The 10,245-nt window shown below is 50.7% G+C and carries 12 protein-coding genes; 3 read left to right on the plus strand and 9 right to left on the minus strand.

Annotated features, from left to right (window positions below; all coding sequences use genetic code 11):
- Nucleotides 1-22: 22 nt before the first annotated feature.
- From L1N85_RS02090 to L1N85_RS02130, 9 genes are all read right to left on the minus strand, one after another.
- Nucleotides 23-1,522 (minus strand): ABC transporter ATP-binding protein, encoded by a 1,500-nt coding sequence (locus L1N85_RS02090; RefSeq protein WP_235234442.1) that lies wholly within the window; start codon nucleotides 1,520-1,522, stop codon nucleotides 23-25.
- 116 nt (nucleotides 1,523-1,638) lie between these two features.
- Complete coding sequence (locus tag L1N85_RS02095) at nucleotides 1,639-2,694, minus strand: BMP family lipoprotein (protein WP_235234443.1); 1,056 nt, start codon at nucleotides 2,692-2,694, stop codon at nucleotides 1,639-1,641.
- Between the two features lie 106 nt (nucleotides 2,695-2,800).
- Nucleotides 2,801-3,262: a MarR family winged helix-turn-helix transcriptional regulator gene (locus L1N85_RS02100; RefSeq protein ID WP_235234444.1), complete on the minus strand. Its 462-nt coding sequence runs from the start codon at nucleotides 3,260-3,262 to the stop codon at nucleotides 2,801-2,803.
- 436 nt (nucleotides 3,263-3,698) lie between these two features.
- A complete protein-coding gene (locus tag L1N85_RS02105; RefSeq protein WP_235234445.1) occupies nucleotides 3,699-4,571 on the minus strand; it encodes an urease accessory protein UreD in 873 nt (290 codons plus the stop codon).
- Between the two features lie 17 nt (nucleotides 4,572-4,588).
- The gene (gene ureG, locus L1N85_RS02110) at nucleotides 4,589-5,317 is read right to left on the minus strand and encodes an urease accessory protein UreG (RefSeq protein WP_235234447.1); all 729 of its coding nucleotides are present in this window, start codon (nucleotides 5,315-5,317) and stop codon (nucleotides 4,589-4,591) included.
- 456 nt (nucleotides 5,318-5,773) lie between these two features.
- Entirely contained in the window at nucleotides 5,774-6,466 is a 693-nt protein-coding gene (locus tag L1N85_RS02115) for an urease accessory protein UreF (RefSeq protein WP_235234449.1), read from the minus strand.
- Nucleotides 6,467-6,497: 31 nt separating this feature from the next.
- A complete protein-coding gene (ureC, locus tag L1N85_RS02120; RefSeq protein ID WP_235234450.1) occupies nucleotides 6,498-8,213 on the minus strand; it encodes an urease subunit alpha in 1,716 nt (571 codons plus the stop codon).
- Complete coding sequence (locus L1N85_RS02125; protein ID WP_235234451.1) at nucleotides 8,210-8,578, minus strand: urease subunit beta; 369 nt, start codon at nucleotides 8,576-8,578, stop codon at nucleotides 8,210-8,212. Before L1N85_RS02125 ends, ureC begins: the two co-directional genes overlap by 4 nt.
- A gap of 40 nt (nucleotides 8,579-8,618) precedes the next feature.
- Nucleotides 8,619-8,924, minus strand: a complete 306-nt coding sequence (locus L1N85_RS02130; RefSeq protein ID WP_235234452.1) for an urease subunit gamma — start codon at nucleotides 8,922-8,924, stop codon at nucleotides 8,619-8,621.
- Nucleotides 8,925-9,372: 448 nt separating this feature from the next.
- Between L1N85_RS02130 and L1N85_RS27810 the strand changes: the two genes are divergently transcribed.
- From L1N85_RS27810 to L1N85_RS02140, 3 genes are all read left to right on the plus strand, one after another.
- Nucleotides 9,373-9,441 carry a hypothetical protein gene (locus L1N85_RS27810; RefSeq protein WP_407946305.1) on the plus strand — a complete coding sequence of 23 codons (69 nt, stop codon included), beginning with the start codon at nucleotides 9,373-9,375 and terminating at the stop codon, nucleotides 9,439-9,441.
- Nucleotides 9,442-9,610: 169 nt separating this feature from the next.
- Nucleotides 9,611-10,012, plus strand: coding sequence for a helix-turn-helix domain-containing protein (locus tag L1N85_RS02135; RefSeq protein ID WP_235234453.1), 402 nt, complete (start codon nucleotides 9,611-9,613; stop codon nucleotides 10,010-10,012).
- On the plus strand, nucleotides 10,009-10,245 hold a 237-nt coding region (locus tag L1N85_RS02140; RefSeq protein WP_235234454.1), incomplete at its 3' end, for a transposase. The genes L1N85_RS02135 and L1N85_RS02140, both read left to right, overlap by 4 nt.

Consider the following 10,245-nt stretch of genomic DNA (forward strand, 5'->3'; position numbering starts at 1 on the left):
CGAACGTCCGAATTGTAACAGCTTATCCAACCGCTTTTCCTCCCGCCATTAACAAACTAATTTGCTCCTCTGTCGCCGAGCTTGCATCCAGCTCGCCTGCGATCTGCCCTTCATACATGACCAAAATACGGTCCGACAGCTTTAATATTTCCGTTAGCTCCGAGGAAATGAGCAATATGGCGCCGCGCTCATCCCGTTTATTCAGGAGCTCGCCGTGGATAATTTCCATCGCCCCGACGTCGACCCCCCGCGTCGGCTCGGCGGCAATGAGAAACGGCGTCTTCTGTGCCAGCTCCCGCGCAACGATCAGCTTCTGCAAGTTGCCTCCGGACAAAAACTGTGCTTTAGTAGATAACGAGCCCGTTTTTATTCCGAAGCGTGTCACCCATTCACCCACCATCCGACGAATGCCCGATCCGCTCAGCACGCCGTATTTTTGATGCTTCCTGGCATGGCCCATCAATCCGTTCTCCGTTACGGTGGCATCCTTCGCCACGCCCCACTGATACCGGTCCTCAGGAATATGGGCAAGTCCACACGCGCGAATGGCTCCAACGGGAGCACCCGTAACATCGTGATCAAGCAGCTTAATCATGCCCTTATCCGGCTTTAACAGACCCGATATGCTCTGGATGAGCTCCGACTGGCCGTTGCCGGAAATGCCGGCGATACCGACAATCTCGCCCTCAGCCACATCGAAGCTGATCTCGCGGAGCAGCGCCTTCGCTCCTGCTCCGTTCACCGACAAGTTCGATACCTCCAGCACAAGCTTTCCCCTATTGGTTTCATTCCGGGATATATGTACCAAATCCCGGCCGACCATTAGTCGCGATAAATCTTCCACATTTGTATCCTTCGCTTCTACCGTACCCGTAACCTTACCGTCGCGAAGCACAGTGATTCGGTCGGCGACCTCCATAATTTCCTGCAGCTTATGACTAATGAGGATAAAGCTTTTCCCCTGCGCGGCCAGGCCTTTTATGGCAATTAGCAGCTCCTTCACTTCAAGAGGCGTCAAAACGCCAGTCGGTTCATCCAAAATAATGACTTCCGCGCCTTGATGGAGCACCTTCAAAATTTCAACACGCTGCTGCATACCCAGCGAGCATTCCGCAACCTTCTTCCACGGATCAACCAGCATTCCGTATTGCTTGCCAAGGCGTTCCGTTTCGGCGGCTGCAGCCTTTCGGTCGAAGCCGACTCCTTTGGAGGGCTCGCGCCCGATGACGATATTTTCGGCAATCGTAAAGGTCGGAAACAGCATGAAATGCTGATGCACCATCCCGATTTTATGCTTGATGGCGTCAGCCGGACTCCCTAACGAAACCGGCTTCCCATTCAGCTGAATCTCGCCGCTTGTCGGACTTTCCATTCCATATAAAATCCGCATAAGCGTCGTTTTGCCTGCACCATTTTCGCCGACTAACGCATGAATTTCACCTTTGCGCAGCGAAAAATGCACGTTACTATTCGCGGTTACGCTCCCATAAGACTTCGTAATGCTGTCCATTTGCAGCAACATACAAACGCTCCTCTCTTTCCATTTCCGGTTGAAACAAAAAAACGCCTCATCTGAGACAGAGAAAGCTTCCAATTTACAAGCAAACCGGCTGCATGGGTAGCAGCCGGCAGATTAAACTATTGAGCAAGCGGGTTTTTTACTGCGGTTTTACCAGATTTAATATCTTCCGCGATAGCTTTTACTTGATCGACATTTTCTTGGCCGATGAACGGGCTAAGCGCCGACGCACTGTCTCTTGTTATGAACGTAACGCCTACGCCGTCTTCCTTCAAGCCGTAATCCGCTACGCCGTAAGCGAAGCTTCCACCGACAAAGCTTTTGACCGTCTCGTAAGCTACCGCGTCCGTACCTTTCAATTGCGAAAGCACGATATGCTCAGGATCTTCACCCGTTCTGTCCGTGTCTTGACCTGCAGTGTAGAAGCCTTTTTCCTTTGCGGCTTCGAAAACGCCGTTATCTCCTACGGCTGCCATACCCGCGATAAAGTCGGCGCCTTTGGAATGCTGAAGCAAAGCCAGCTCCTTGCCTTTAACCGGGTCTGTGAAACTTCCTACATAATTCACTAGAAACTGTGCTTCCGGATTCGTGCTCCTAAGTCCTTGCTCAAAGCCGGAAGTATATTTGCTAAGCAACGGAGCGTCCATTGCGACTACTGCTCCGACAATGTTTGTTTTTGTTGCCAGACCTGCAAGTGCGCCCATCAAGTAAGAAGCTTCATGCTCGCGGAAATTAACGCTGCGAACGTTTGGCAGGTCGACCACCGTATCGATTACCGCGAAAGCCTTATCGGGATTTTCAGTCGCTACCTTCTTAAGAGCGTCTTCCGCTTGGAATGTCGCCGTAATGATCAAATCATAGTCTTCCGCAACCGTCGCGCGCAGATTCTGCTCGAAGCCGGCAGGGTCAGTCGATTCGATTGTCTTTACTTCCGCGCCGAATTCGGAGCCTGCTTTCTTGAATCCTTCATCCATTAATACGAAAAATTTGTTAACGCCGATTTTTTCAGGCAGTACAAGCGCGATTTTCTTTTTCTCTTTCGTCTCGCCTGCCGCATTATTAGTCGCCGCGCTGTTATTCGTCGCGTTGCCTGCATCATTTTTGTTCGATCCGCAAGCCGCTGCAACCGCAACCATCAGAAACAACGAAACCGCTAAAGCAATTGCTTTTTTCATCGTAATCTCCCCTAAGCAATAAATGTTTTAATTCCTCTTAATCCGGCAAATTTCTCCCTTATTCTACACCAAAACGTTCTGCAAGCCTAATGAAATTTCCAATTGGTCACGAATTTGTAACATTAGCAGCTTCCATATTTTTGCTCATTTGTTCAAAGAGCGCCAGTGCCTGTTCCATATGGTCAGTCGTCATTCCCCCGAAGAGCTTCAACATCATTTTTGATCGCACCGATTCAATGAGCTCAACGATTTTCATGCCTTCTTGCGTGATATCCAGCATAGCGACTCGACGGTCGGCCTCTCCCCGCGTTCGCTGAACGTAGCCGAGCTCGATCAATCGGTCAGCGATGCCCGTCACTCCCCCGCTCGTAATGAGCAGCTGCTCCGCTAATGCTGTAGCTTTCTGTCCGCCCGACTGTGCCAGAATAATGAGCATTCTCCCATGTGTCATGCCAAGCCCATGCACATTGTATGTATTCCATTCCGCAATAATTAGTCTCCGAACCTGACGGAATGACTCGTCCAGCCGCTTCATTAATTCCAGCTGGTCTGCGTTTGGTTCCTTCACGCTTACACCGCCCTTTTCATCTAAATCTTGTCTATGACACCATTATACCGTTCATCTCCAGCTTTCACTAACCTTTGTCATGCAAGCGTAAATGGCTGATGCCGTCCTTTGGCGGCAAAAGCTCGGTTCGCGGTGAAATCTAAGCAAAAATACAGCTCGATCCATTTGATGGAAGCTGTTTTTATCATAGAAGATAGATTTATACAGTATCTTCACGCTCCCAAGCCCTGTTTGGCGCGCTATGATCGATTTTTACAGTAACTCCTCGCTTACAATTGCTTCTAACTTAGCGACCAGTTTATTCAAACATAGATTATCACAATTACTGATTTATTCAACGAAATGCAAATGTCATGTTTCATAGTTTTCAAAAAAAAATCAGCCGAAGCGTTTCGGCTGATCTCGTCTTTCGTAATAAGAGTTACCTTCACTGCCGTCATCCCTGCAAAAAACGCAGCGGCGGCTTGCCGAGCAATCCGGCTCTCGCCGTGCTCCATAGCTCACGCATGAGCTGCTGAAGCGGCCAGGCTGCCGTCGAAGCCGCCATGACGGACAATCCATGCCGATAGGTCATGGATACGCCTGCTATTACAGAATGCCCGGCAGGCGCTTCGAAGCTGTCCAGCTTTGCCTGCAGCTGCTCCAAATGTATTCTACTTACCCGATCGGAAAACAGAAAAAAAGTTGCCGAGTGGGTCATATCTTCCCAACAGCCCGGCGCAGTAATCACTTGCTTGGCTGGCTCGATTCGCTGCCGCTGCGAGAAAATAAGCTCATCTCCATAATGGACCGCAAGCTCGTTGCGGAAGCAGCGGTAATCGAATTTCTCTCCGCGCAGCGTACGGCCCGGACACAGCACGTCCGCCTGCATCCATACGGAGCCAGACTTTAGCCGAACCTGCGCATCATTATGAAAGGCTGCGTTCTTATAAAGCATCATGGCCTCCGGCATATGCTCCACGATCGCATTTTCCTCCAAACAAAAGGTCTGGCGCATGGATGAGCCTCCATAAGGCATGCTCGGATGCACCTTCATATAGGATTGGTTCGTAATCAAGGCATGCGAGTCAGGCCCGGAGGTCCACTCCAGCTCATACCTGTCGCCATCGAGCAAACCCGGCGACACGTCCATGACGATGACGCCAAGCTGACCGTCCAGCGGAAATGCTTTTGCTATTTTGATCGGCGCAGTGTGGTATTTGTTGTCTATGATCGTTGTCCCGTTCGGGTTTGCGAATGATACCCGAAGTACGGATGTTCGAGCGGGTTGTTCGCTTGACTGAGAGGTTGATTCTGCTCGCGTCTCCACGTTGAAAACTCTGTTCATCAAGAAGCGGGATGCGATTGGCCAGCCGGGATGCTCGAGATCTGTATCACATGAGTGTGCTCCGTTCCGCGGGCGTGCGCGACCTCATGCGTCAGCCAGCTGACGATTTCATCCACGCCATCGCCGCCGAACAGATTCGAGAAAACGAATGGACGATTTCCGCGCATCTTCACCGTATCGGCCTCCATCACCTCAAGGCTTGCTCCAACGTAAGGCGCGAGGTCGATTTTGTTAATTACGAGCAGGTCGGAGCGCATGATGCCGGGACCGCCTTTACGGGGAATTTTTTCCCCTTGCGCAACGTCGATGATATAGATGAAACGATCGACCAGCTCGGGACTGAAGGCCGCAGCCAAATTGTCGCCGCCGCTCTCGATAAAGATCATATCCAGATTCTCGAACCGGCGCTCAAGCTCCTCGATCGCTTCGAAGTTCATCGACGCATCCTCGCGAATAGCCGTATGAGGGCAGCCGCCCGTTTCCACCCCGATAATTCGCTCCTCGGGCAGCACGCCCGTTTGGAATAAAATACGCGCATCCTCCTTCGTATAAATATCGTTTGTAATGACAGCTACGTTGTACCGTTCGTGAAGCTCGCGTGTCAAGCGCTCGACAAGCGCCGTTTTGCCCGAGCCGACAGGCCCTCCGATTCCGATCCGGATCGGACGCGTGTTGTCGATAGCCTGGCTTTCCCATTCCTGGTGCGTATGTCCTTGTCCTTGGCACATTTCATATTCCTCCATTTCGGAATTAAAAAATCTATCAAATTTAGCCGAGAGGACTCCCACTTCTACAAAGTGGTGAGGTGATTCGGATCTTCCTGAATTCGCAAAAAAGATCTTTGCTTTTAAAGAACAGTTTGGTAAAATGAAAATTAAGAACACATGTTCTTTGACAACTGAACATATTCGGTTGTAGCAGGTATAACTGGCTCTGCTACGTAAAATGTTCAAGCCTCCGAAAGAGCCGAGTTTCTTAAGAATCTTACAATAGGCTCATACGTACTCCCAAAGGCATAGCCAATGGGATAGAGGGGTTGGACGGTAACCAATCCGTCAACGTGTCAACTCCACTGGTGTTAAGCATCCTGAAATAAGTCAGGTTGATACACCAGAAACCCTCACTTCATCCGAAGCGTCAGTGTAGGTAAGTGGCGGGAGTGTTCATTTATTCTTTTGTTGCTTCTAAGACATAAATAATCTGGAGTACAGCCGCTCATGCCGAATCATCGCAACCTCGGACATAGGCATATTTGCGTACGCCTCCTCCGGCTCCAGCTGACTTGCCAGCTCCATCGCCCGCTCCGTAAGAGGAGCCAATCTCGCGATCAACGACTGTCCCTCCGTCTGTCCGATCGGCATGAGCCGGAGCGCGCTGTTCACACAAGTAACGATACAGGTATAGAAGTAGCCTTGGAGCGCCCTCTCCTCGGCTGCGCCCAACTGCCAGCAGGCATAACCATGCGCGAGCGGATGAGAAGCTAAGCATCGTCCTGCGCGCATGGCTTCCATAACCGGCATCCAGTTCAGCTGCGGGTGAATGGCGGCCGCAAGCTGCAGCAGTCTGCGTCCCATCTTCTCCACCCCGCTCCGTGTTTCGGAGGCGATTCTTTGAACCTGCACAAGCCGCTCTACCGACCATAAGCGCTCCCAGTCTCCTGCCGGAGCATCCCGGTAAACGGCTTTTATAACCATAGCATCCGAGCTGGCCCAGCTTTGCAGAAGCATCGCTGAAATATAGTCGTATAGCTGGGACGAATGATTCATTCTTCCTTCCTGAACCATCGTCTCCAGACCGAACGAATGGGAGAAGCCGCCGATTGGCAAGGCCGAATCCAGCAGTTGCTGCATGGCAAGCCATCTGACGTTATCGTTCATCCTGTCGCTCCCCTTCAAGCCTTGCATTCATCTAGAATAAAAAATAACGCTGAGCCATTGGCAGCACATCTGCCGGCTCGCATGTGACATGCTCTCCGTCCACTTTGACATGATAGGTCTCCGCATCAACCTCAAGCTTTGGCGTTGCGTCATTATGAATCATGTCCTTCTTTGTGACGGAGCGGCAGCCCTTGACCGGTTCGATCCGCTTCTGAAGCCCCAGCTCCCGCGCTATTCCGCGGTCATAGGCCGCTTGAGATACGAACGTAATCGAGCTGCTGTAAACAAGCTTGCCAAAGGAAGCGAACATCGGACGTCCGAACACCGGCTGCGGCGTCGGTATCGACGCGTTCGGATCCCCCATTTGGGCATAAGCGATGCTGCCCCCCTTCAACACCAAATCAGGCTTCACGCCAAAAAACATCGGGTTCCATAGGACCAAATCGGCAAATTTCCCTTCCTCCACCGAACCGACGAGATGGGATACGCCATGCGTAATCGCAGGATTAATCGTATATTTGGCCATATACCTCTTGATACGGAAATTATCATGCTGTTCGTTGTCAGGCGATAACGGACCGCGCTGCCGCTTCATTTTATCCGCTGTTTGCCAAGTCCTGATAATGACCTCGCCCACGCGGCCCATCGCTTGCGAGTCCGAGCTAATCATGCTGAATACGCCCATGTCATGCAAAATATCTTCGGCCGCGATCGTTTCCGGCCTGATTCTGGAATCGGCGAACGCTACGTCCTCCGGAATGCGGCTGTCCAGATGATGGCATACCATCAGCATGTCGAGATGCTCCTCAATCGTATTAACCGTAAAAGGCCGCGTCGGATTCGTAGAAGAAGGAAGCACGTTCAGTTCTCCGGCGGCCACAATAATATCCGGTGCGTGGCCACCGCCCGCTCCCTCCGTATGGTATGTATGAATGGTACGGCCGCCGATCGCAGCTAACGTATCCTCTACAAACCCGGCTTCGTTAAGCGTATCCGTATGTATCGCGACCTGAATGTCATACAGATCCGCCGCCTGCAGGCAGGCATCAATCGCCGCCGGCGTCGTTCCCCAGTCCTCATGAAGCTTAAGCCCGATCGCGCCCGCTTCGATTTGTTCAATAAGCGGCGCCGTGAAGGATGCATTGCCTTTGCCGGTAAATCCGATATTCATCGGAAAATGCTCCGCCGCCTCCAGCATCCGGCGCATATGCCACGCGCCGGGCGTAACCGTCGTCGCATTGGTACCTGTCGCAGGCCCCGTTCCTCCGCCGATCATCGTCGTAACGCCGGACGAAAGCGCCGTCTCGATTTGCTGCGGGCATATAAAATGGATATGCGAGTCGATGCCGCCGGCCGTCACGATTTTGCCTTCGCCGGCAATGACCTCCGTGCTGGCTCCGACGATCATGTTCGGATGCACGCCATCCATAATATCCGGATTGCCCGCTTTGCCAATTCCTGCGATCATCCCGTCCTTTATGCCGATATCCGCTTTCACGATACCCCAATGATCAATAATGACAGCATTTGTAATAACCGTATCGAGCACGCCTTCCGCCCGCAAGGCGCCGCTCGATTGCCCCATCCCGTCGCGTATGACCTTGCCGCCGCCGAATTTGCATTCATCTCCGTAGACGGTATAGTCGTCCTCGATTTGCGCCCAAAGCTCGGTATCCGCCAATCTAACCGCATCTCCCGTCGTCGGACCGAACATCGCCGCATAGCTTTTCCGATCCATATGGCTCATGTCCCGGCTCCTTCCCAAGCAGCCAGCCGTTTCCGCGCCTCTTCTGTCATATTGCCCATCTCCGCTTTACCCTGACTTAATCCGTTCAAGCCATAGGACAGCTTCGAGCCTCCCAGCTCCACAACCGTCACCGGCTTCTCCTCACCCGGCTCGAAGCGTACGGCCGTTCCCGCGGCGATATGCAACCGCATTCCGAATGCCGCCTCACGATCAAACTTTAATGCGCGGTTCACTTCAAAAAAATGAAAATGAGAGCCCACCTGTACCGGTCGGTCCCCCGTATTCACGACGATTAAACGCTGCGTCTTGCGTCCGGCATTTAATTCGATATCACCCGCAGCCGTACGGTATTCACCTGGTATCACCCTGCCAAACGCCTCCCGTTCTATGCTCTTCTTCCTTTAACTAGCCTGTAATCGGATAATGAATGGTAACAAGCTTCGTTCCGTCGGGAAAGGTCGCTTCCACCTGCACCTCGTGAATCATCTCGGGAATGCCGGTCATCACCTGCTCCCGTTTAAGAATTTGCGTGCCAAATTCCATTAAATGCGCAACGGTCATCCCGTCCCGCGCGCCTTCCATAATTTCGGAGGTGATGAGCGCGACGCTTTCGGGATAATTAAGCTTCACGCCGCGGTTCATCCGGCGTCTCGCCAAATCCGCAGCGATCGTAATGAGCAGCTTTTCTTTCTCGCGTTCGGTCAACTGCATGTATCCACCTCTTTTCCAGTAATATCTACATTATAGACAGCAAATTATGGTTAGTAAATAATTCATGTTAGATTTTATGACATAAACCAAAATTCTAAAATAAATACGCCTCCTCGTGCTTCACAATATGTCCGATGAGCATACTTCGTTTAACTCCATCCTCTCTTGCATAATATGAAATCGTTCTCACTAAGTATAAGGCGGCTTGGACTAAACCGCTGCCGCGGGAGTTAAGGCATTAAAGATCGTGGATACCCACCAATTTGGTGGTAATTTTTAGCTACTTACACTGTGTCTGACTGTAACTTAAACTGGCTATGCAGTTTTACTGCTAAACCATTAAAGGAGAAGTCAGTATGGACAACAATGAACAGGTTTTATTACGGTTAAGAGAAGACATCTTGCTGCGGGGATAATGGAAGCCTGCAATCTCTTGGTCCATTCCAATATGACAATCACGAATATAGCTAACTACCTGGGATATTACGATCCATCATATTTCCATAGAATATTCTAAAAAATTACTTCCATGTCCCCATCCGATTATGCAACTCAGTTATCTTGAGATATCCTTAGGAAATCTTACTATATATCCGGCAATAGATGGTTGGAATAATTTTCTGGACAGTGAGAGCTGAGTCGTATATCGTAAAATCATAACTCTATGAACCCGCGGGGTACGATAAATGAAACTGCCAAAACTCCTTCAAGAAGATCAGAACGATCCAGAAATTCAGGCGATTAAAGCGGCCATTAAGGCGAATAAGGACTTGAGAATGCACGAAAGATATCAAACGATCTTACTTGTGCTGCATGGCGTGTCCAAGAAAGACACCAGCAAGATCATCGGACGTTCGCTTTCCACCGTCTACAATTACATTAACGCCTATCGTCAAAAAGGCATCAAGGGGTTGAGAATCGAAACGCCTCCGGGACGCCAGCGGTTTCTGAGCGCCGAACAAGAACAGCGCGTCTATCAAACGATTGTAAATCAGACACCTGCGGATGTGGGCTTTCCTGCCAAAATGAATTGGACTTCACCGATCATCCGAAAATGGATCGAATTCTGTTCATCGATGAGTCCATGATTCGTGACTACCAAGCGCTTTCCCGCACGTGGTTTCCTAAAGGGAAGCAGAAAATCGTCCCTACCTATGGCAAGCATCATGGTGCCAAATTGATCGGTTCTCTGGATTACGAAACAGGAGAAGTGTTCTGCACGCAAGAAATCCAATATACCGCTCAAGAATTTTTGTCTTTCCTGGAAAAACTGTTGAAGAAGTACGAGAATCAGAACATCGTTCTTGTACTGGATAATGCG

Origin of the sequence: Paenibacillus alkaliterrae, assembly GCF_021532375.1 — a bacterium.
Lineage (GTDB): Bacteria > Bacillota > Bacilli > Paenibacillales > Paenibacillaceae > Pristimantibacillus > Pristimantibacillus alkaliterrae.

Coding starts and splice junctions, on each gene's coding strand:
- ureG (WP_235234447.1), bottom strand. CDS start 5,317: ATGTGCCAAGGACAAGGACATACGCACCAGGAATGGGAAAGCCAGGCT.
- ureC (WP_235234450.1), bottom strand. CDS start 8,213: ATGAGCCATATGGATCGGAAAAGCTATGCGGCGATGTTCGGTCCGACG.
- L1N85_RS02135 (WP_235234453.1), top strand. CDS start 9,611: ATGAAACTGCCAAAACTCCTTCAAGAAGATCAGAACGATCCAGAAATT.
- L1N85_RS02095 (WP_235234443.1), bottom strand. CDS start 2,694: ATGAAAAAAGCAATTGCTTTAGCGGTTTCGTTGTTTCTGATGGTTGCG.
- L1N85_RS02115 (WP_235234449.1), bottom strand. CDS start 6,466: ATGAACGATAACGTCAGATGGCTTGCCATGCAGCAACTGCTGGATTCG.
- L1N85_RS02090 (WP_235234442.1), bottom strand. CDS start 1,522: ATGTTGCTGCAAATGGACAGCATTACGAAGTCTTATGGGAGCGTAACC.
- L1N85_RS02130 (WP_235234452.1), bottom strand. CDS start 8,924: ATGCAGTTGACCGAACGCGAGAAAGAAAAGCTGCTCATTACGATCGCT.